General features: G+C 30.4%; 18 protein-coding genes. 17 read left to right on the top strand and 1 reads right to left on the bottom strand.

The window, feature by feature from the left end:
* Window positions 1-43 precede the first annotated feature (43 nt).
* Window positions 44-2,068 carry a hypothetical protein gene (locus FHG05_RS03935; RefSeq protein ID WP_140996710.1) on the top strand — a complete coding sequence of 675 codons (2,025 nt, stop codon included), beginning with the start codon at window positions 44-46 and terminating at the stop codon, window positions 2,066-2,068.
* Here the strand turns inward: FHG05_RS03935 and FHG05_RS03930 are convergent.
* Window positions 2,060-4,153, bottom strand: a complete 2,094-nt coding sequence (locus tag FHG05_RS03930; protein ID WP_140996709.1) for an LTA synthase family protein — start codon at window positions 4,151-4,153, stop codon at window positions 2,060-2,062. The genes FHG05_RS03935 and FHG05_RS03930 overlap by 9 nt on opposite strands.
* 149 nt (window positions 4,154-4,302) lie before the next feature.
* Here FHG05_RS03930 and FHG05_RS03925 point away from each other — a divergent pair, with 149 nt between their 5' ends.
* From FHG05_RS03925 to hisA, 16 genes are all read left to right on the top strand, one after another.
* Window positions 4,303-4,737, top strand: coding sequence for a thioredoxin family protein (locus FHG05_RS03925; protein ID WP_140996708.1), 435 nt, complete (start codon window positions 4,303-4,305; stop codon window positions 4,735-4,737).
* Window positions 4,737-5,714, top strand: a complete 978-nt coding sequence (locus FHG05_RS03920; protein WP_140996707.1) for an FAD:protein FMN transferase — start codon at window positions 4,737-4,739, stop codon at window positions 5,712-5,714. The genes FHG05_RS03925 and FHG05_RS03920 overlap by 1 nt, the downstream gene beginning before the upstream one ends.
* Before the next feature lie 22 nt (window positions 5,715-5,736).
* Window positions 5,737-5,946, top strand: a complete 210-nt coding sequence (locus FHG05_RS03915) for a DUF4266 domain-containing protein (RefSeq protein ID WP_140996706.1) — start codon at window positions 5,737-5,739, stop codon at window positions 5,944-5,946.
* A gap of 7 nt (window positions 5,947-5,953) precedes the next feature.
* The gene (locus FHG05_RS03910; RefSeq protein WP_140996705.1) at window positions 5,954-7,270 is read left to right on the top strand and encodes a DUF3570 domain-containing protein; all 1,317 of its coding nucleotides are present in this window, start codon (window positions 5,954-5,956) and stop codon (window positions 7,268-7,270) included.
* 10 nt (window positions 7,271-7,280) lie between these two features.
* Window positions 7,281-7,943 carry a response regulator transcription factor gene (locus tag FHG05_RS03905; protein ID WP_140996704.1) on the top strand — a complete coding sequence of 221 codons (663 nt, stop codon included), beginning with the start codon at window positions 7,281-7,283 and terminating at the stop codon, window positions 7,941-7,943.
* Window positions 7,936-9,336 carry a sensor histidine kinase gene (locus tag FHG05_RS03900; protein WP_140996703.1) on the top strand — a complete coding sequence of 467 codons (1,401 nt, stop codon included), beginning with the start codon at window positions 7,936-7,938 and terminating at the stop codon, window positions 9,334-9,336. The genes FHG05_RS03905 and FHG05_RS03900 overlap by 8 nt, the downstream gene beginning before the upstream one ends.
* A 108-nt stretch (window positions 9,337-9,444) precedes the next feature.
* The gene (locus FHG05_RS03895; protein ID WP_140996702.1) at window positions 9,445-9,687 is read left to right on the top strand and encodes a hypothetical protein; all 243 of its coding nucleotides are present in this window, start codon (window positions 9,445-9,447) and stop codon (window positions 9,685-9,687) included.
* Between the two features lie 228 nt (window positions 9,688-9,915).
* Entirely contained in the window at window positions 9,916-14,250 is a 4,335-nt protein-coding gene (locus tag FHG05_RS03890) for a CusA/CzcA family heavy metal efflux RND transporter (RefSeq protein ID WP_140996701.1), read from the top strand.
* 3 nt (window positions 14,251-14,253) lie between these two features.
* Window positions 14,254-15,369, top strand: coding sequence for an efflux RND transporter periplasmic adaptor subunit (locus FHG05_RS03885; RefSeq protein ID WP_140996700.1), 1,116 nt, complete (start codon window positions 14,254-14,256; stop codon window positions 15,367-15,369).
* 58 nt (window positions 15,370-15,427) lie between these two features.
* Window positions 15,428-16,141: a VIT1/CCC1 transporter family protein gene (locus FHG05_RS03880; protein ID WP_140996699.1), complete on the top strand. Its 714-nt coding sequence runs from the start codon at window positions 15,428-15,430 to the stop codon at window positions 16,139-16,141.
* A gap of 260 nt (window positions 16,142-16,401) precedes the next feature.
* Window positions 16,402-17,259 (top strand): ATP phosphoribosyltransferase, encoded by an 858-nt coding sequence (gene hisG / locus FHG05_RS03875; protein WP_140996698.1) that lies wholly within the window; start codon window positions 16,402-16,404, stop codon window positions 17,257-17,259.
* Window positions 17,260-17,276: 17 nt separating this feature from the next.
* Window positions 17,277-18,560, top strand: coding sequence for a histidinol dehydrogenase (gene hisD / locus FHG05_RS03870; RefSeq protein WP_140996697.1), 1,284 nt, complete (start codon window positions 17,277-17,279; stop codon window positions 18,558-18,560).
* A 23-nt stretch (window positions 18,561-18,583) separates the two neighbouring features.
* Window positions 18,584-19,648 carry a histidinol-phosphate transaminase gene (hisC, locus tag FHG05_RS03865; RefSeq protein ID WP_232338048.1) on the top strand — a complete coding sequence of 355 codons (1,065 nt, stop codon included), beginning with the start codon at window positions 18,584-18,586 and terminating at the stop codon, window positions 19,646-19,648.
* Complete coding sequence (hisB, locus tag FHG05_RS03860; protein ID WP_140996696.1) at window positions 19,641-20,777, top strand: bifunctional histidinol-phosphatase/imidazoleglycerol-phosphate dehydratase HisB; 1,137 nt, start codon at window positions 19,641-19,643, stop codon at window positions 20,775-20,777. Before hisC ends, hisB begins: the two co-directional genes overlap by 8 nt.
* A gap of 17 nt (window positions 20,778-20,794) precedes the next feature.
* On the top strand, window positions 20,795-21,382 hold the full coding sequence (hisH, locus tag FHG05_RS03855; protein WP_140996695.1) for an imidazole glycerol phosphate synthase subunit HisH: 588 nt from the start codon (window positions 20,795-20,797) through the stop codon (window positions 21,380-21,382).
* Between the two features lie 13 nt (window positions 21,383-21,395).
* The gene (hisA, locus tag FHG05_RS03850) at window positions 21,396-22,118 is read left to right on the top strand and encodes a 1-(5-phosphoribosyl)-5-[(5-phosphoribosylamino)methylideneamino]imidazole-4-carboxamide isomerase (protein WP_140996694.1); all 723 of its coding nucleotides are present in this window, start codon (window positions 21,396-21,398) and stop codon (window positions 22,116-22,118) included.

The raw sequence follows: 22,118 nt of genomic DNA, 5'->3' as shown, positions 1-22,118 counted from the left end.
ATAAAACATTAAAAAACTGAAAACTGAACTCTAAAACATTTGTATGACAACAAGTACTATTTTACTTCTTATTTTATCAGTATTTATAGCTACTGGTTTATCATATTATCAATATTATTATAAAGCTAAGAATAAACTTAAAGTAAATTTATTCTTAGCTTTTATGCGTTTTTTAATTTGGTTTGGTGTGTTTTTATTATTGCTCAATCCAATTTTTTCAAGTAAATCCTATGAAGTAGTAAAAACTCCCTTACCCATTGTAATAGACAACTCAGAATCTATCAAAAATTTATCGAGTGTTATAAATAATGACACGTACAATACATTTATCCAAAATCAAAAGTTAAATGAAAAATTTGAGGTACAAGTGTATACATTCGATAAAGACTTTACAGCAAATGGAACCATTGATTATTCTGGAAAGCAATCTTTAATTGATAATGTTGCCAAAAATTTAAAGCAATTATATCGCAATACCAATTATCCTGTTGTCCTTTTTACAGATGGAAATCAAACACAAGGGAATGATTATGTGTTTAGTTTTCAGGATAACAGTAAAGTTTATCCAATTGTTTTAGGTGATACAACTACTGTCTTTGATTTAAAAATTGATCAAATCAATGCCAATAAATATACGTTTCTTAAAAATAAATTTCCTGTTGAAGTTTTTCTTCAATATAATGGAAATGAAACTGTAAATTCAATACTGACAATTAAAAATCAAGATCAAGTTGTTTTTAAAAAAAATGTATCCTTTTCACAACAAAATAAAGCGCAATCTATTTCTTTGCTTTTAGATGCTACAAAAATTGGTATTCAAAAGTATACAGCTTCAATTAGTTCTTTAAAAGATGAAAAAAATAAGACTAATAATTATAAGAATTTCATTATAGAAGTTATCGATCAACGAACAGAAATTGCTTTACTTTCTGATATCATTCACCCAGATTTAAGTGCTTTGAAACGTAGTATTGAAGCAAATGAACAACGTAAAGTAAGTATACTTAAGTCTAATGAAATCAAGGATTTACAGCAATATAACGTATTGATTTTTTATCAACCGAATGCTTCTTTTAAAAGTATTTTTGAAGCCAATAAAAAGGCTAAAATAAACACGTTTACCATTACAGGTTTGCATACTGACTTTACATTTTTAGGGCAATATCAAGATGATTTTTCTTTTAAAATGGCCTCTCAAAAAGAGGACTATTTTGCTTCTTATATTTCTGGTTTTAACTTGTTTGCTCAAGAAAATATCGGTTTTGAAAACTTTTCTTCATTAGAAAACAAATTTGGAACGATAACTAGTAAAGGAAATACAGCTACACTTTTAGAAGCTACAATTCGAAACATACCATCAGGTAATCCTTTGCTAACATTTGTAGAAAAAGGAAAACAAAGAAACGGCTACCTTTTTGGTGAGAATATTTGGAAATGGAGATTAGAAACACATTTAAAAAAGAATTCATTTGATGATTTTGATTTTTTTACAGATAAATGGGTGCAATATTTAACCTCTAATGCTGCAAAAAAGAATCTAGAAGTTGATTATAAAAGTTATTATAATGAAGGGGAAACCTTTCAAATAACTGCACAATATTTTGATAAAAATTATGAATTGGATGAAAATGCACAATTGAGTATTCTTTTGACTAATAAAGATACCAATGAAAAAAAATCATATAATTTTCTAAAATCCAACATTGATTATAAAGTTGAATTTGATAACCTAAAAAAAGGGAATTATAATTTTATTGTTACTGAAAAAGATTCTAAAAAAACTTTTTCTGGAAACTTTGAAATTTTAGAGTTTGACATTGAAAAACAATTTGTCAATCCAGATCGTTTGCGTTTGGAACAATTAGCGAGCCATTCATCAGGGAAGTTATTTTATCCGAATCAATCAGAAGATTTAATCCAGTCTTTACTCAAGGACACAAATTATCTTCCTGTACAAAAAGAAGTTCTTAAAAAAACACCTTTAATAGATTGGAAATTGCTATTACTTTTGATTTGCGGTTTATTAGCAACAGAATGGTTTGTTAGAAAATATAACGGTTTACTCTAAGCGTTCGTATTTCTTGTTTTTTAACAAATAACTAGCAGTTTGATAATACGATATTGCTTCATCAACAAGTGATTCATCCATTATTTTTCTAGGTACTTCATCATAATATATTTGAAAATTTGAATCTATAAGGTCATTTTTATGTATTTGTAAATCAAACTGTTTGGTTTTTTTTACTGGTGAAAGAATTGTCAGTTTGTTATTTTTAATCAATCCTAAATCTTCATAGGTTGCAATGAATGCACGTGGTTTATAATCGGGTTGCAAAACATCTTGACCATAAAATTTACTTTGGTATTTAAAATGTAATAAACCAAATAGCGTAGGCATTATATCAATTTGAGACATTAATTGATTTACCATCTTGGGTTGGATTGTATTCTGAGCATAAATCATGGCGGGAATTCTATATTTATCCATGGGCAGCTCGGTTTTGCCTGAACTCGATGCACAATGATCAGCAACAATTACAAAAATAGTTTCATTGAACCACGGTTGTTTTTGAGCCATAGTAAAGAATTGTTTTAAGGCATAATCTGTGTATTTGACGCCACCTTCTCTTGATTTTGTATCGTTTGGAATATCAATTTTGCCATCAGGATAAGTAAAAGGTCTATGATTACTTACCGTCATCCAATGATTAAAAAAGGGTTTTCCTTTTTGCGCTTCCGTATTCATAATCTCGATTGCTTTTTTGGCCATATCTTCATCGCAAACGCCCCAAACATTTGAAAATGTAATTTCTTCTGGTTTAAAACTACTTTTGTCAATTACATCATATCCATTTCCGCTAAAAAAATCTTGCATATTATCAAAAAAAGCATCTCCACCATATAAATATTTTACATCGTATCCTTTGGATTTAAATATACTACCTGTCGTAAACTTGTCTTTATTATCTTCTCTTTTTACGACACTTTCTCCTGGAGTGGGTGGAATACATAAGGTAACGGCTTCTAATCCTCTTACCGTTCTGTTTCCAGTAGCATATAAATTGGTAAAAGTCATACTCTGTAAAGCCAATGAATCTAAAAATGGTGTTATTTCTTTAGTATTTCCATAGAGTTGCATAAATTCGGCACTTAAACTTTCTATAGTAATTAGCACCACATTTTTTTTCATTTCTACACTATCATTATCAATCTGATGAATGGTGGTTGTACTAGTAATGTTTGGTAATTGTTCTTTTAATAAGGCGAATGCCTTTTCGTCTGAAGTAGTTTTATAAAACGTATTATAATCCAATTCACTATTCAAAAAAGCCAAATAAAATTTGTAAATCCCATTGGCCTGAAGTTCGTTAGTAAATACATTTTTTGAATTTTCAAGTTTTGCTAATTGAACTATACCTAATAATGAAATAAGAAAAACGGAGAGATAAATTCCTGTAAGTTGTATTTTTTTTCTTAAAGTTGGTAATATTTCCAAATATATTTTAGAGCGTTTTGTTATATAATAGGTGATAAGCAATGTTACAATTCCTAAAACCGTGAATAAGGGAATAACTGGGTAAGATTCCATTATATTTCCAATAACCGTATTGGTATAAACCAAATAATCAACAGCGATAAAATTATATCGTACTCCAAATTCGTTCCAAAAGAAAAATTCACTTACTGCATTTAATAAAATGAGAAGTATAAAAAGAAACAATGTAAAAGAAAAAACCACCAGTCTTATGGTTTTTCGATAACGAGGTAGGAAAAGCAAAAGTCCGAATAATAAAGTTTTCAATCCTACAAATAGAATCCCTAATTCGGGTAAAACCCCACCATATTCATGTAAGATCGATTTACCCGAAAGTATATACAGTAATAAAATGACATAACAACTAAATATAATATAACCCCATGGTTTTTTAAATTTTGAATTGGATAGAAATAGTAAATACATCCATAGGAAAATACTTGCAATTATAAACACAAATACATCGGATATTGTTCCAAAAATGAATATCTTTAGCAAGGATAAAAAGCTAAAATGAGATTGCGTAATCGGATGAAAAAGTAATATAATTCTAACAAGAAAATTTAAAATTAAATAAAAGAATAGTAGATTTTTAAAAGGGGCAAGGTATTTGTTCATATCTATAATATTATGAATCAAAAGTAGTTTTTGCAGTTTCAGATTGACTTAAGTTTTACTTAAAACATTCTTAAGTTTCACTTAATTAAAAAAGACACAGCAACAAGAATTTTAAAAAATCGTTTAATTTGTATTAAAATAATTTAGAAATGAAAAAAATTGTAACCGTATTGTTTTTGTTTATTGCAAGTATGAGTTTTTCGCAAGATTGGAAATACAATTTTGATGAAGCCAAAGAATTAGCTAAAAAAGAAAATAAAGATATTGTCCTTATTTTTTCAGGCTCTGATTGGTGCGCTCCTTGTATCAGATTAGATAAAAATATTTGGCAATCGGAAGCTTTTCAAAAAGAAGCGGCATCGCAATGGATATTAGTAAAAGCCAATTTCCCACGAAAAAAAGCCAATCAATTATCGGATGCCCAAACAGAACATAACAGAGCTCTTGCTGAAAAATATAATGTAGAGGGAAGTTTTCCTTTAGTTGTTTTATTGGATAATACGGGTAAAGTTTTAGGTAAAATGGGTTTTAAAAATGTTTCTCCAGAAGAATATATTAAAATGATTCATTCCTTAAAAAAATAATGAAAAATTTAATCCTAGCTTTTTGTGTTTCAACTTTTTTTTCTTTTGGACAGCAACTCCATAAGAAAAAGGCTTCTTTGTTAGGAAGTCCATTCGAAATTACAGTCGTTGCAACGGACTCTATTAATGGAGAACAATTTTGTAATTTGGCAATAAATGAAGTAAAAAGAATTGAACATTTAATTTCGGATTGGATCCCTTCATCACAAATTTCAAAAGTCAATCAAAATGCTGGTGTTAAAGCGATTGCTGTAGATGAAGAAGTTTTTAATTTAGTAGAACGATCCATTAAAGTTTCACAACTTACCAATGGAGCATTCGACATTAGCTATGCTTCTATGGATAGAATCTGGAAATTCGATGGTTCGATGAAAGAGATGCCAACAGAAATTGAAATTAAGAAATCAGTTGAACGAGTAGGCTACCAAAAAATCCTCTTAAATCCTGAAGAAAAAACTATTTTTTTGAAAGAAAAAGGGATGAAATTAGGGTTAGGAGGTATTGGTCAAGGTTATATAGCCGATCAAATTAAAGCCTTACTAATTAGTAAAGGTTGTACATCTGGAATTGTCAATGTTTCAGGAGATATTAATACCTGGGGCTTTCAAATAAATGGTGAACCTTGGACAGTGGCTATAGTGAATCCCTTAAATAAAGAAAAAGTTTTCGCTACTTTTCCTTTAATAGATAGTGCAGTAGAAACTTCGGGCAGTTATGAAAAATATGTTACCTTTAATGGAAAAAGATATTCTCATATCATTGACCCAAGAAGTGGTTATCCAGCTTCGGGCATTATTAGTGTTTCTGTTTTTGCCAAACAAACTGAAATTGCAGATGCTCTTGCTACAGGTGTTTTTGTTTTAGGTGTTGATGTGGGAATGAATTTAATCAATCAAATTAACGGAATCGAATGTATTATTATAGATGATAAAGGCGGTGTACATTATTCCAAGAACATTGATTTACAATCAAAATAAATTTAAAATAAGAAGGTATCATATGAAAAAATTAGTAATTGTATTGGTTTTTGCAAGTTTAGGAATCTCTTGTAATACAGTTAAAGAGTACGATAAACAATATATTAACGATCCTGATATGAAATTAGCTGCTCGTTTAAGCGAACGATTTGAGACTAATTTTCAAGTATATAGAGAAGCTGCAGCTGGAGCCAATGGAGGAAAAACAGGTGGTGGTTGTGGATGTAATTAAAAAAGGTATGAAACATAAAATAATAATCGCCTTGCTTTTAACGTGTAGTTTTTCTTTTTCACAAGAAAAAGATTCTACAAATGTAACTTACAAAAAGAGGGTTCTAGAGAGTGTTGAAGTGGACTTTTTAGCAAGTTATTACAAACAAGATGGAATTCATTCTGCTGTTTCTGGTGGTAAAGGAACGGAGAATTTAACAGATGTAACTCCCACAATTGTTGTAGCGGTTCCGTTAAACGATGATGATATCTTGACTGTGGATGCTGGAATTTCAGCCTATTCCTCTGCTTCGTCTAGTAATATCAATCCTTTTGATACTAATAATCCTAGTCCTTGGCAAGCTTCTTCGGGTGCTTCTCAATCGGATGCTTTAACGAGTTTAGTCGTTAATTATAGCCATAGTTCAGACGATCGAAATACCGTTTGGAATGCACATCTTTCCGGTTCAGTAGAATATGACTATTCTTCTTTTGGTTTTGGAGGTGGTTTGACCAAATTATTTAATGATAAAAACTCCGAATTCAATATTTCTGCCAATGTTTATTTGGATACTTGGAGTCCTATTTATCCTAAAGAATTACAAGATTATAAATCCAATGGAAATAATTTAAACGGTGGTATTTTTAACAATTATACGATTACTGGAAATACAGCTTATAATCCTACGAAGTTTTCTTTTCATGAAAATAAAAATAGAAACTCTTTTGCTTTATCATTAAGCTTTTCGCAAATTGTAACAAGAAAGCTGCAATTTTCTATCTTTTTAGATGTGCTACAACAGCAAGGTTTATTATCAACTCCTTATCAAAGGGTTTATTTTTCTGATGTAGCCGATTCATTTATTAATGAATTTCAATTAGCAGACGATATTGAACGTCTTCCTGATACACGTTTTAAATTACCAATGGGAGCACGCTTCAATTATTATGTTAACGAAAGATTGGTGGTTCGAACGTATTATAGGTATTACACGGATAATTGGGATATTTCCTCACATACCATGAATATCGAGTTACCTGTAAAATTATCAGATAAATTTACGGTTTTCCCAATGTATCGATATTACACCCAACAGCAATCGAAGTATTTTGCACCTTATGAACAACATGTTTCTACTGAGGAATATTATACTTCAGATTATGACTTATCTACTTTTAATGCCAATCAAATTGGTTTTGGTTTGAATTATACTGATATTTTTACCAATGCAAAAGTTTGGAAATTTGGTTTAAAGAATATTGATGTACGATATAATTATTACAAAAGAAGTGATGGTTTAGATGCTAATATTATATCCTTTGGAGTGAAATTTGTCCAACAATAATACTTTACGAATGCACATTCTTATAATTGAAGATGAAAAAGGAATTATAGATTTTCTAAAACAAGGTTTAGAAGAGGAAGGATATGCTATTTCCTATGCTACTAATGGAAAAGAAGGACTTGAAAAAGCTTTGCAGCATTCGGTAGATTTAGTACTTTTAGATTGGATGTTACCAGGAATGAGTGGTATAGAAGTGTGCAAAGCTATACGCAAAGAAAGACAATCCGTTCCCATTATCTTTTTAACGGCTAAAGATACGGTTCAAGAAACTATAGAAGGTTTAAAATCGGGAGCAAATGATTATATCAAGAAACCGTTTAGCTTTGAAGAGTTATTGGAACGCATAAAAGTACATTTTCGTTCAAATCATGCTATAGAAAAATTAACTTTGGGGAATATTTCCCTAGATAAAAATAAATTCCAAGTTCTTGTTGATAAAAAGGAAGTTTCATTAACCCAAAGAGAATTTGAATTATTAGCGTATCTTATTAGTAACAAAGGAAAAGTTTGTACAAGAAATAAAATCATTGAAGATGTTTGGGACATCCATTTTGATTATGATACGGGAGTAATCGATGTTTTTATGAATGCCATTCGAAAAAAACTAAACCTTTCTAAAGACGAAGAATTAATTAAAACAATTAGAGGTGTTGGGTACATAGCAAATGACTAATTTTTTATCCTTTTCATTTAAAAACAGAATTGCATTTAACTACATTCTCAGTAGTTCAATCCTAATTGCTATTGTGTTTATTTTTATTTATGGAATTGTCAATTATAGTGTGAACCAACACGTAAATAATGAAATTTCCAATGAATTATTGAAACATCTCGATGATGTAACTACAGATAGTAATGATACTCACTTAATTCAGGTGGACCAATGGAGAGCAAGAGAACATAACTCTATTAAAGTAAACCCTGTTTTTGTTGAATTTTATGACAATAACAAGCAACTTATTGATAAATCACCCAACCTAAACGATTCTCATCTGCAATTATTTGATGAAAATTGTAATGGAAAGTATATCAATTCTTCTCTTAATAACATACCGCTCCGACAAACGCAAACTTCAATTCTAAATAAAGGGAAAGTGGTAGGTTATCTCGTTGTTGCAATGTCTTTAGAAGATTTTGAAATTGTAAAAATTTTAAAGGAAATACTTCTCATCACTTTTCCTATAATTTTAATCATACTATTTTTAATTGCCCGTTTTTTTGCAGGAAGAAGTATTAAACCGGTAAGTACTATTATAGAAACTTCAAGTAAAATTACCAAAGATAACCTGCAAACCCGAATTCCTTTGCCGAATAACAAAGACGAATTGTATACTCTTTCTGAAAATATCAATAATTTATTGGATAGAATTGAAAATGCCATAGAAAGAGAGAAACAATTTACATCTGATGCTTCTCATGAACTGCGAACACCTTTAGCTGTAATTAAAGGAACTATGGAGGTTCTAATACGAAAATCGAGAAGTCAAGAAGAATATGAATCAAAAATTAACTTTTGTATTTCTGAAGTGAATCGTTTGAATCATATGGTAGATCAGTTGTTATTATTAGCCCGTTTTGAAAACCAAAAACAAAATAGTAAAGAAGAAACTATTTATTTAAATGCCATAATATTAGATTGTTTGGCTCGTTTTTCTGAAAAAATTGAAACCAAAAAAATTCAGATTAAGACCTTATTTTCAGATGATTATTATTATACATCCGATCACTATTTGGTATCAATAATTATCAGTAATTTAATCTCGAATGCGGTTAAATATACTAATGATAATGGTACTATTTATCTTTCATTAACGCAACAAAAAAGTCAAATTGTATTCAGTATTAAAGATAATGGAATAGGCATTTCCAATGAAAATATAGATAAAATTTTCAATTCTTTTTACCGCTCTGATGTTTCGGATCACCCTGAAATTAAAGGAACGGGTTTAGGCCTGTCTATTGTAAAACGGTTGTGTGATTTGTTAAAAATAGAAATCACAGTACAGAGTGTTCTAAATAAAGGCACCGAAATTAGATTAAGTTTTCCTTCAGAAAATCCTAAGTAGAACTTAAGATTTATATAACATTTAATCTGTATTTTTGTAAGTAGTTATTTTAATCCAAATGTACTTTTATTTGGTTTTTAAAAGAATTCATTTTTTCAATTTTATGTTATGAAAAGAATAATTGTCCTATGGTTAGCTTCACTATTTTTGTGTGCCAACACATCAATAGGACAATTATTTAAATTTCCCAATCTTATTATTCATTATCAAGAGCATCAAAAAGAAAGAAAAGATACTACCGTTACTTTTTTTGATTTTATTAAAGAACATTATACCAAAAATGTTACCTCTGATACTGAAGAGCATCAAGACTTACCCTTTAAAACCTTCGATACCTCACTAATATTCTAATTGTTTTTCCTTTAGTGTCTTTTCAATTACTTCTGAAAGACGTCTTTTTTAAAGGAAGTAAAGTGTTTTTTTACCACTGCTTTTTTAAATCCAATTCAGTTGTTTCAATTTGGTTACCTCCTAAAATAGCCTAACATTTATTAGTTATAAAGCGAATTTCTTTTCGCTTATCTCATTGTATTTATTTTTTATAATAAATGCTAATTATTATTCTTTAATTAATTAAAAATGTTAGAAAAAATTATTGGCTTTAGTTTAAGAAGCAAACTTATAATTATGCTTTTAACTTTAGCAGTATTAGGTTTTGGTATCTATTCGGTTTTTCAAATCTCAATTGGAGCCGTACCCGATGTTACCAATAATCAAGTTCAAGTAATCACAACTTCACAAAATCTATCTACACAAGATATTGAGCAATTTATTACGTATCCAATAGAACTAGAAATGGCAAATTTACCAGGTGTAGTAGAAATTCGTTCTGTCTCAAAATTTGGTATATCTGTAGTTACTATCGTTTTTGACGATGCCATGGGAACTTATTTGCCGAGACAATTGATTGCAGAAAAAATCAAATCGGCTTCTGAAAAAATACCAAATGGATTTGGTACACCAGAAATGGGCCCAATTACAACCGGTCTAGGTGAAATTTATCAATATACTTTAGAAGTAAAACCAGAATATGCCGATTTATATACCATTACCGATTTAAGAACCATACAAGATTGGACCGTTAAACGTAATCTTTCTGGAATAAAAGGTGTAGTGGAAATTAACACTTGGGGCGGTTATTTAAAACAATATGAAGTTGCTGTGAATTCATCAACTTTAAAAGCAATGAATGTAACTATAACAGATTTATTTTCAGCACTTGAAAAAAATAATAGTATTGCAGGTGGTGGTTACATTGAGAAAGAAAATGAAAGCTATTTCATTCGTGGTGAAGGAAAAGTTGAAAATTTGGATGACATTAATACTATAGTAGTTAAAACTACAAATGGCATTCCTATATATGTCAAAGATCTGGCTGAAGTTAAATACGGTCATGCCAATCGTTTTGGAGCTATTACAGGGAATGGACAAGGGGAGAAGGTAATGGGACAAATTATGATGCTTAAAGATGCGAATTCGAAGCAAGTTTTAAAGGATGTTAAATATCGAGTTGCTGAACTACAAAAAACATTGCCAAAAGGAATTTATATCAATCCATTTTTAGAAAGAGGTGAATTAGTAAGCAAAACCACATTTACAGTTGGTGAAAATCTAATATTAGGTTGTTTAATCGTAATTTTTGTTGTGGTTTTACTATTAGGTAATTGGCGTTCAGGTTTAGTAGTAGCCTCTGTAATTCCATTATGTTTATTGTTTGCCATTTCATTTATGAATATTTTTGGAATAGATGCGAATCTAATGAGTTTAGGTGCTATTGATTTTGGAATCATAATTGATGGAGCTGTAATAATTGTTGAATTTATTGCTTTTCAAATTACACAAAAATCAGCTGCTTTAAATCAGTTAAAAAAAGGGGTGAAACAAGCAGAAATTGATAAAATAACACATATAAGTGCTACAAAAATGATGAACTCTGCCATATTTGGTCAATTAATTATCTTAATTGTGTTTATCCCTATTTTGTCTTTATCTGGTATCGAAGGAAAAATGTTTAAGCCTATGGCAATGACGTTTAGTTTTGCTTTAATAGGTGCAATGCTATTCTGTTTAACGTATGTTCCAGTTATTTCATCAATTTTTTTAAAGCCTAAAGAAGAAAAAGAAAATTCGTTTTCAAATAGATTAATCAATAAATTGAATTCTTGGTATTTACCTGTGATTCGATGGGTATTAAAAAATACTAAAAAAGTTCTAATTAGTGCCTCTATTTTGTTAATAGGAACTATTGTATTATTTACTACAATGGGAGGTGAATTCATCCCAACATTAGACGAAGGTGATTTTGTAATTCAACCTGTTTTAAAGACAGGAACATCGCTAAGTAAAACAATTGAAACCACAACTTTAATTGAAAAAACAATTTTGGATAATTTCCCGGAAGTTGAACAAGTAATTAGTAGAATTGGCGCAGCAGAAGTACCCACGGATCCTATGAGCATGGAAGAAAGTGATGTTATCGTGAAGTTAAAGCCACAAAGTGATTGGGTTTCTGCTCCTTCTAAAGATGAATTAGCTGATAAAATTAAAGTAGCAATCGAGAAGAAAATTCCAAATATGGAAATTGAGTTTACCCAACCCATTGAAATGCGTTTTAACGAATTAATCTCAGGAACTCGTTCGGATATTGCAGTTAAATTGTTTGGAGAAGATTTAGATATATTGGCCCAAAAAGCAACCGAAATTGAAAACGCAATTAGAAATATTAATGGAGCTTCAGACATTATAGTAGAAAAAACGGAAGGGTTGCCACAAATGTCAGTTCGTTATAACAGAGCAAAAATTGCACGTTATGGATTAAATATTTCCGATTTGAATAACTTCATTGCTCTAGGATTTGCAGGAAAAGTTGCAGGACAAGTTTTTGAAGGAGAAAAACGTTTTGATTTAGTGGTTCGTTTAAATGAAAATAAACGTGCTTCTATTGACGATTTACGTAATTTATTTGTCTCATTACCCAACGGGGAACAAATTCCGTTACACGAATTAGCAACCATAGAATATAGTAAAGGTCCGGCTAAGATTTCTAGAGATGATACCAAAAGAAGAGTTGTAGTAGGTGTAAATGTTAGAAATAGAGACTTACAAAGTGTTGTTGAGGATATAAAAAATAACATTAGCAGTCAAGTGATTTTACCAGAAGGTTACTCTATCGAATATGGAGGTCAATTTAAAAACTTAGAAAGTGCAAAAGGACGCTTGTTGATTGCTGTTCCAATTGCTTTAGTATTGATTTTCATTTTATTATATTTTGCCTTTGGTTCCATAAAAGAAGCGGCAATGGTGTATTCAGCGATTCCGCTTTCAGCTGTTGGAGGAATTTTATTTTTATGGATTCGCGATTTACCTTTTAGTATTTCAGCAGGTGTTGGGTTTATAGCTCTTTTTGGAATTGCTGTCTTAAATGGAATTGTATTAATTGAGCATTTCAAAGAGTTAAAACTGCATCAAGGTAATTTGACTTTGGATGAATTAATTATAAAAGGAACAACCGATAGATTACGCCCTGTTTTACTAACGGCTTCAGCAGCTGCTTTGGGGTTTTTACCAATGGCTATTTCAAGTTCAGCAGGTGCAGAAGTTCAAAGACCACTTGCGACTGTTGTTATTGGTGGTTTAGTCACTGCAACTTTATTAACGATGCTGGTTTTGCCTGTTTTATTCAAATTATTGGATAAAAAAGAAACAAATAAATTTAAATTCAAAAAAATGAAATCAACGACTTTAATCTTAGTATTCCTGTTTTTGGGAATCACAGCTCAAAGTCAAGGAAAAAAGGATGAATTATCAAATTTAATTCAACTAGCCAATCAAAATAATAAAGAGATTAAAGCTTTAGAATTAAAATTAGAAAAGACAAAAGTAAATGGAACAATGGCATTTACATTGGATAAAACTACTGTTTATTATAGTTATGATCAAAATAATATAGCGGTGAACAACCAGCCTTTGAAAGTTTTTGGTGTGCAACAAAATTTTGATTTCCCTTCACTGTATTTCGCAAAAAAGAAGCAATTACAATCAGACTATGAAGTTGAAAGTAAAGTCTTAGAAATTGAAAAAAATAAACTAAATCGTAAAGTTTCCCAAAATTATTACGAAATAGTGTATTGGCAAAATAGAGAAAAACTGTATCAGTATTTAGATAGTTTGTACCAAAGTTTCTCTAAAGCAAGTAATAGACGATTTGAATTGGGTGAAACTAATTATTTAGAGAAAATTACAGCACAAGCAAAATCACAAAAAATAGCTGCTGAATTAGTAAAAATAGAGAAAGAAAAAAACGCTTCATACCATTCTTTACAGGCATTATTACAAACGGATTCATTAGTTGTTGTTAATGAAAACGAATTGAATTATACTTCAATTAAAAATTCAAATAAAAACATTTATAATTCTTATTATGAAAGTATTACAATAAATTATAATTTACAATTAAAATTTCAAAAGCAAGCTTGGTTTCCTTCCGTTTCAGCCGAATATTTTCAAGGTAAAAATACAGGTTTGTCAAGTGCTCTTTACGGATTTCAAATAGGTTTAAATATTCCATTATTTTTTTCTGGAAATGCTAAAAAAACAAAAATGTTACAACTAGAAAAGGAAAGTTGGAACCAACAAAAAGAAGCCGAATTAATTAAAATAAACCAATTTATTTCCCAAAAAAACAATCAATTAGAAGGGATAAAAACCACAATTGATTATTATGAAACTTCAGGCAAAAAGCTTTCCGATGAAATTTTAAAAGTGGCCAATATGAGTTACAAACATGGCGAAATTGATTTCTTTCAGTACATTCAAAGTTTAGAAAATGCATTGCAAATCAAAATTGATTATTTAGATGCCATTTTAGAATATAACAATACCATTTTAGATATAGAATTTATTAATTACCAATAGATTATGAACAAAATACAATATGCATTTTTAGTTTTAATAACATTAATTTCTTGTAAGGAAAAAAACATAAATGTATCTCAAGACGAAATCTCAAATAAAATTATGCTTTCTAAAGAGCAATTTGAGACTTCAAAAATGGAAATAGGTTCTCCTAAAGAACAAGAATTTAATGAAATTTTAAAAGTTTCAGGAAAAATTGATGTTCCAGCTAAAGATAAAGCAAAGATAACAGCGGTTTTAGGTGGTTACATAAAAGTTTCCAATGTTATCATTGGTCAGAAAGTCTCAAAAGGTCAACCTATAGCTATAATTGAAAATACTGAATTTATAGATATTCAAAAAGAATATCTTGAAGTTTCAGAACAATTAACGTATTTAAAATCAGAATATCTGCGTCAAAAAGCCTTATTCGAAGAAAATATTACGTCTCAAAAAAATTATTTAAAAGCTGAAAGTGATTACCAACAAGCGGTAAGTAGTTACAATTCATTACGTGAAAAATTACAATTAATTAATATTAATCCAAATGCTATTAGTCGTGCTAAATTGAGTTCACAGGTTACGATTTATTCACCAATTAATGGAGTAGTGGTCACCACAAATGCAAATATTGGTGCTTATATTGCTCCAGAAAATACAATTGTAGAAGTAGTAAATGATTCCAATTTAATGTTGAGTTTATCGGTATTTGAAAAAGACATTTTAAAGCTTTCTGAAAATCAAGAGATTCAATTTACTATCGGCGACAATATGGAAACTGTTTACAAATCAAAAATTAAAACGATTGGTAGAGCCATTAACGAAATGGATCGTTCCATTCCTGTTTTTGGAGATTTAGACGCAGAATTAAAGAAAAAATTAATTGTAGGAATGTTTACAGATGCTAAAATTGTAATTGGTAACAAAAAAGCATTAGCCTTACCCACAACATCTTTTTCAGAAGAAGGCGATAAAAAATTTTTATATTTAGTTACCAAAAAAACAGCAACTGAATATGAGTTCCAAAAAGTTGCTGTAAAAACAGGTCTTGAAAACGATAGGTTTACAGAAGTTTTGACCAATTCATTTATACATCAAAATTCTGAAGTGCTTACAAAAGGTATTTTTCAAATTAATTAATGATTTTGCGCTAAAATCTCTTAAATTTATATATTATTATAAGTAAAAGCAGTCTAATATGAGTAAAGAAGAGGAATTAGAAAATTATTTAGAGAACCATTATATTCATAAAAGCAATTGGTTACGTGCAGCTGTATTAGGAGCGAATGATGGTATTTTATCCACTTCTAGTATTGCAATTGGTGTTGCGGCTGCAAGCGAGTTTAGAGAACCTGTAATTTTAGCAACTTTAGCAGGCTTAGTTGCAGGAGCTTTATCTATGGCTGCAGGAGAATATGTTTCTGTTAGTTCACAAACCGATGTAGAAAAAGCAGATATTGAAAGAGAAAAACAAGAATTAATCGAAATGCCAGAACTTGAATTACAACGACTAGCAGAAATTTATGAAGCTAGAGGACTCAAAAAAGAAACTGCGCTTTTAGTCGCACATGAACTAACAGCTTACGATGCATTAGGTGCTCATGTTCGCGATGAACTTGGAATTAATGAAATTAGTCAAGCTAAACCTTTACAAGCAGCTTTAGCTTCTGGGGCTTCTTTTACTGTGGGCGGAGCATTACCTTTTTTAGTAACTCTTTTTTTACCGGTCAAAAATATGGAATATTGGCTGTATGCCTTAGCCATACTTTTTTTAGCATTTTTAGGAGCTTTAGCTGCAAAAACAGGTGGTTCGAATGTTTTAAAAGCGGTTTTAAGAGTTACTTTTTGGGGAACTCTTGCTATGGTTTTAACCGCTATAGTTGGACATGTTTTTGGTGTAAATTTGGCTTAACATAAAAAATAAAAACATTTTTTACGTAAAAGATTTGTTTTTTAAAAAAGTTTATTTTTATATTTGTACTGTTAAAAAATAAAACAAATCTATGTTTTTAAATCAATTACATCATCATCATCATTTTTTCCACGCTCGAGCGAGGCAATGATGATTTTGTAGTAATCCAAAATAATTATAAACCCGTTTGAGTAAATCAAACGGGTTTTTTCTTTTTACAAAAAGCAATATGATTTACTCAAACATTTTAGAACAAACCAATGAGTATTTTAAAAATTGCCATTCAAAAATCAGGTCGTCTTTATGATGACAGTATTCAATTATTGAAGGATTCGGGTATTTCCATTTATAATGGGAATGACCAATTAAAGGTAACCGCATCCAATTTTCCTTTAGAAGTTTATTTTTTAAGAAATTCGGATATTCCACAGTATTTAATTGATGGAGTAGTAGATGTAGCTATTGTAGGCGATAACCTTTTGGTAGAAAAAGGGAAAAATATTTCGGTTGCCGAAAAGTTAGGCTTTTCAAAATGTAAAGTTTCTGTAGCTGTTCCTAAAGCTTTTAATTACAACTCAATCTCAGATTTAAATGGTTTAAGAGTTGCCACTTCTTATCCGAATACTGTAATTGATTATTTTTCTTCAAAAGGTATGGAAGTAGACCTTCACCAAATTTCTGGTTCCGTTGAAATTGCACCAAATATTGGTCTTTCAGATGCTATAGTTGATATTGTTTCAAGTGGAAGTACTTTGTTTAAAAATGGTTTAAAAGAGGTGGAAGTCATTTTAAAAAGTGAAGCAGTTTTAGCGGTTTCTCCACAAATTGCTCAAGAAGCGAAACAAATTCTAGATAAACTACAATTCCGTATTCAAGCGGTATTACGCTCTAGAAAATCAAAATATATCTTAATGAATGTGCCCAATGAAAAAATACCTGTAATAACTAAAATTCTTCCTGTTTTGAAAAGCCCCACAGTAATGCCCCTAAGTGAAGCGGGATGGAGTAGTTTGCACTCTGTAATTGAGGAAGATACGTTTTGGGAAGTAATAGATCAACTTAAAGCAGCTGGAGCGGAAGGCATTTTGGTTTGCCCAATTGAAAAAATGGTTTTATAATTAAAAATTAAGTCAATATGAATACAATATACAATCCAAATCCTAATGAATGGGGAAATATTCTAAAAAGACCCACTTCAACTTTTGATGATGTGGAAGAAACGGTTAAAGGAATTTTTAAAGAAGTACAGCAAAAAGGTGATCAAGCCCTATTTAAATATACTTCTTTGTTTGATGGTGTTACTCTAGAATCATTAGAAGTTACATCAGAAGAAATAGAACAAGCTTCCAATCGAATTTCTGACGAATTGAAACAAGCCATTTGCTTAGCAAAAAATAATATTGAAAAATTTCATAATTCTCAAAAAACTTCTAGGTTAGAAGTAGAAACCACTGAAGGAGTTTTGTGTTGGCAAGAGAAAAGACCTATACAAAAAGTAGGTTTATACATTCCAGGAGGTTCAGCACCTCTTTTTTCAACAGTACTTATGTTAGCAGTTCCAGCTAAAATTGCAGGTTGTAAAGAGATAATTTTATGCACACCACCTGATAAAAACGGTACTATTAATCCTGCTATTTTATTTACTGCGCAATTATGTGGTGTAAATAAAATTTATAAAATTGGCGGTATACAAGCCATTGCAGCAATGACATTGGGTACCCAATCTATTTCCAAAGTGTATAAAATTTTTGGTCCTGGAAATCAATTTGTTACTATAGCTAAACAATATGCATCACAATTAGGCGTTGCTATAGACATGCCAGCTGGACCAAGTGAATTATTAATCTATGCAGATGAAACGGCTATTCCTAGTTTTGTAGCTTCCGATTTGTTAAGCCAAGCAGAACATGGAAAAGACAGTCAAGTCATTTTGGTTACAACTTCTAAAAAAATGCTTTTAGAAGTAGAAAAAGAAGTCGAAAACCAATTACAAGTATTACCTAGAAAAGAAATAGCTACTATTGCTATTCAAAATTCTAAGCTACTTTTTGTAGAAACAGATGAGGAAGCATTGGCACTTATTAATGAATACGGACCTGAACATTTTATTATATGTGCTAAAAATGAAGCTTATTTTGTAAATAATATTGAAAATGCAGGCTCTATTTTTATTGGTAATTACACACCTGAAAGTGCTGGTGATTATGCTTCTGGAACCAATCATACCTTACCAACAAATGGCTATTCTAAAAGTTACAGTGGTGTCAATTTAGATAGTTTTTTAAAGGCAATGACGTTTCAAAAAATTTCTGAAAAAGGAATTCTAAATATTGGTAATGCAATTGAACAAATGGCAGAAGCAGAAGGTTTACAAGCACATAAAAATGCAGTAACGCTTCGATTAAATCAACTGAAATAAAAACAAACATAAGTAAACATAGTATGGCAATTAAATTGAAAAATGTAAATTTAGAAGCATTGGTTAGAGAAAATGTGAAATCTATGCGACCCTATTCTTCTGCAAGAGATGAATTTAATGACGCAACTAGTGAGGAAATGATTTTTTTGGATGCCAATGAAAACCCATTTGAAAATGGAATAAATCGCTATCCTGATCCACACCAAACGGCTTTAAAAGAAGTTTTGGCAACTATTAAAAATGTTTCTCCAAAAAATATTTTAGTGGGTAATGGTAGTGACGAAGTACTCGATTTATTGTTTAGAGCTTTTTGTGAACCCAATGTTGATAATGTAATCACTTTACCACCTACATATGGAATGTATGGTGTCTTGGCAAATTTAAATGCTATTGAAAATAAAAAGATTATTCTAAATGAGGATTTCCAACCCAATGTGAATTCAATTTTAAATAGAGCAAATGAAAATACCAAAATACTATTTCTATGTTCGCCTAATAATCCTACAGGAAATAGTTTTTCTGAAGAAAGCATTTTACGGATTTTAAATGAATTTAATGGATTAGTTGTGATAGATGAGGCCTATATTGAATTTTCTGATCGTCCTACTTGGTTAAAACGCATTGCTGAATTTGACAATTTAATTATTGTACAAACCTTGTCGAAAGCTTATGGAATGGCTGGATTACGTTTAGGGTTGTTATTTGCCTCTTCAGAAATTATAGCTGTGTTAGAAAAGATTAAACCACCCTATAATGTAAATAGTGTTTCTCAAAGTTTAGCCATCGAAAAACTTTCAAGTTTAAAGTATATCTATGAAATTGAAGAAATAAAGCAAGAAAGAGAAAAGGTAATGAAAGCATTGGTTTGTTGCAAGATTGTTACGGAAATTTTTCCGTCTGAAACCAATTTTATCTTGTTTAGAGTTGATAACGCTACTTTTCAATACAATCAATTTTTAGAAAACGGAATTGTGGTTCGAAATCGTTCTAATGATTCTTTGTGCAGAAGCTGTTTGCGCATTTCAATTGGTACGCCTCAAGAAAACGAAAAAGTAATTGAACTACTTAAAAATTTAAAAAATGTCTAAAAAAGTATTATTCATCGATCGTGATGGCACTATAATTAAAGAAACATCAGATGAACAAATCGATTCATTTGAAAAAATGATTTTCTACCCTAAATGCATTCCTTTTCTAAGTAAAATTGCTCAAGAATTAGATTTTGAATTGGTTATGATTACCAATCAAGACGGATTAGGAACAGCTTCTTTTCCTGAAGAAACGTTTTGGCCCGTGCATAATTTTATAATTAACACCTATGCTAATGAAGGGGTAGTTTTTGATCAAGTATTTCTTGATAGAACTTTTCCTTATGAAAAGGCACCCACTCGTAAACCTGGAACTGGTTTATTAACGCAATATTTCTCAGAGGAATATGATTTAGCAAAATCCTATGTTATTGGCGATCGATTAACTGATGTTGAGTTGGCTAAAAATTTAGGTGCAAAAGCCATTTTTATCAATGATTTTACACATTTAGGAACCAATGAAATTTCAGTTAAAAAAGAAGAATTAAATACTTGTATTGCATTGGAAACCAACGATTGGCAACAAATCTATGAATTCTTAAAATTAGAAGAAAGGACAGCTACTGTTTCTAGAAAAACCAACGAAACGGATATTCAACTCCTATTAAATTTAGATGGTACCGGAAAAAGCAATATTCAAACTGGTTTGGCTTTTTTTGATCATATGTTAGATCAAATTGCACGTCATGGGCAAATGGATTTAGACATTCAAGTTAAAGGTGATTTAGAAGTAGATGAACACCATACCATTGAAGATACTGCTATCGCTTTAGGAGAAGTTTTTGCTAAAGCTTTAGGAAATAAACTGGGTATTGAACGTTATGGTTTTTGTTTACCAATGGATGATTGTTTGGCACAAGTGGCAATCGATTTTGGAGGGAGAAATTGGTTGGTTTGGGATGCACAATTCAAGCGTGAAAAAATTGGTGAAATGCCTACAGAAATGTTTTATCATTTCTTTAAATCATTTACAGATGGTGCAAAAGCCAATTTAAATATAAAAGCGGAAGGAATCAATGAGCATCATAAGATTGAAGCTATTTTCAAAGCTTTTGCTAAAGCGATTAAAGTTGCAGTAAAAAGAGATGCAGATAAAATGATTTTGCCAAGTACAAAAGGAATGCTTTAAATGATAAATGTAAACAAATGAAAATAGCAATCATAGATTATGGAGCGGGTAATATTCAAAGTATTCTATTCGCTTTGCAAAGAATTGGTATTGAAGCCGTGGTTACTAACAATTGGAAAGAAATAAAAAATGCCGATAAAGTAATTTTTCCTGGTGTAGGAGAAGCTAGCAGCGCAATGGAAAAATTAATAGAAAGTGGTTTGCATATCTTGATTCCCACATTAAAACAACCTGTTTTAGGGATTTGCTTAGGAATGCAATTACTATGCAAAAGTTCTGAAGAAGGTGCTACAAAAGGTTTAGGTGTTTTTGATGTGGATATTCTTAAATTTTCTAATTCTGTGAAAGTCCCTCAGATGGGTTGGAATACAATTTACCAACTCAAATCTTCTTTGTTTGAAGGTATTTCTGAATATGAATATATGTATTTGGTTCACAGTTATTACGCACCAAAAAATTCATATGCAATTGCTTTTACAAATTATGAAACCGAATACGCAACTGCATTACGTAAAGATAATTTTTATGGCGTACAATTTCATCCTGAAAAAAGTGGAGTATATGGTGAAAAAATCCTTAAAAATTTCATAACAATGACCAATTAAAATTACTGAAAATATGAGAATTATACCAGCAATTGATATTATAGACGGAAAATGTGTTCGATTATCTAAAGGCGATTATTCGACAAAGAAAATATACAACGAAAATCCTCTTGAAGTAGCTAAATCTTTTGAAAATCATGGTATTACACATTTACATTTAGTGGATTTAGATGGTGCCAAATCGAATCGTATTGTAAATTATAAAGTTTTGGAACAAATTGCTTTAAAAACGAGTTTAAAAATTGATTTTGGAGGAGGATTAAAATCCAACGAAGACGTAACAATTGCTTTCAATAGTGGAGCACAACAAATTACAGGTGGCAGTATCGCAGTAAAAAATCCATCCTTATTTAAAAATTGGTTACAGGAATTTGGTGCCAACAAAATCATACTTGGAGCAGATGCACATCATAGAAAAATTGCTGTTTCTGGTTGGTTAGAAGAGAGCAACGAAGAAGTGATTCCTTTTATTCAAAAGTATGAAAAAGAAGGGATTTCTTATGTGATTTGTACCGATATTGCGAAAGATGGAATGCTTCAAGGACCTAGTTTTGAATTATATAAAGAAATTTTACAATCAGTTTCTTCTGTTAAATTAATTGCATCTGGAGGGATTTCTACTTTTGAAGAGTTACCAAAATTGGCAGCTTTAGGATGCGAAGGTACCATTATTGGGAAAGCAATTTATGAAGGAAAAATTACATTAAAGCAATTAGAATCTTATATTATTAATTAA

Origin of the sequence: Flavobacterium profundi (assembly GCF_006491645.1) — a bacterium.
GTDB lineage: Bacteria > Bacteroidota > Bacteroidia > Flavobacteriales > Flavobacteriaceae > Flavobacterium > Flavobacterium profundi.
The sequence above is the reverse complement of the archived record's forward strand: the minus strand, read 5'-3'. Positions and strand labels throughout refer to the sequence as shown.

Bases quoted from the DNA above. Each gene is read 5' to 3' on its own strand.
- FHG05_RS03935 (WP_140996710.1), top strand. From the start codon at position 44: ATGACAACAAGTACTATTTTACTTCTTATTTTATCAGTATTTATAGCT.
- FHG05_RS03930 (WP_140996709.1), bottom strand. From the start codon at position 4,153: ATGAACAAATACCTTGCCCCTTTTAAAAATCTACTATTCTTTTATTTA.
- FHG05_RS03925 (WP_140996708.1), top strand. From the start codon at position 4,303: ATGAAAAAAATTGTAACCGTATTGTTTTTGTTTATTGCAAGTATGAGT.
- FHG05_RS03920 (WP_140996707.1), top strand. From the start codon at position 4,737: ATGAAAAATTTAATCCTAGCTTTTTGTGTTTCAACTTTTTTTTCTTTT.
- FHG05_RS03915 (WP_140996706.1), top strand. From the start codon at position 5,737: ATGAAAAAATTAGTAATTGTATTGGTTTTTGCAAGTTTAGGAATCTCT.
- FHG05_RS03910 (WP_140996705.1), top strand. From the start codon at position 5,954: ATGAAACATAAAATAATAATCGCCTTGCTTTTAACGTGTAGTTTTTCT.
- FHG05_RS03905 (WP_140996704.1), top strand. From the start codon at position 7,281: ATGCACATTCTTATAATTGAAGATGAAAAAGGAATTATAGATTTTCTA.
- FHG05_RS03900 (WP_140996703.1), top strand. From the start codon at position 7,936: ATGACTAATTTTTTATCCTTTTCATTTAAAAACAGAATTGCATTTAAC.
- FHG05_RS03895 (WP_140996702.1), top strand. From the start codon at position 9,445: ATGAAAAGAATAATTGTCCTATGGTTAGCTTCACTATTTTTGTGTGCC.
- FHG05_RS03890 (WP_140996701.1), top strand. From the start codon at position 9,916: ATGTTAGAAAAAATTATTGGCTTTAGTTTAAGAAGCAAACTTATAATT.
- FHG05_RS03885 (WP_140996700.1), top strand. From the start codon at position 14,254: ATGAACAAAATACAATATGCATTTTTAGTTTTAATAACATTAATTTCT.
- FHG05_RS03880 (WP_140996699.1), top strand. From the start codon at position 15,428: ATGAGTAAAGAAGAGGAATTAGAAAATTATTTAGAGAACCATTATATT.
- hisG (WP_140996698.1), top strand. From the start codon at position 16,402: ATGAGTATTTTAAAAATTGCCATTCAAAAATCAGGTCGTCTTTATGAT.
- hisD (WP_140996697.1), top strand. From the start codon at position 17,277: ATGAATACAATATACAATCCAAATCCTAATGAATGGGGAAATATTCTA.
- hisC (WP_232338048.1), top strand. From the start codon at position 18,584: ATGGCAATTAAATTGAAAAATGTAAATTTAGAAGCATTGGTTAGAGAA.
- hisB (WP_140996696.1), top strand. From the start codon at position 19,641: ATGTCTAAAAAAGTATTATTCATCGATCGTGATGGCACTATAATTAAA.
- hisH (WP_140996695.1), top strand. From the start codon at position 20,795: ATGAAAATAGCAATCATAGATTATGGAGCGGGTAATATTCAAAGTATT.
- hisA (WP_140996694.1), top strand. From the start codon at position 21,396: ATGAGAATTATACCAGCAATTGATATTATAGACGGAAAATGTGTTCGA.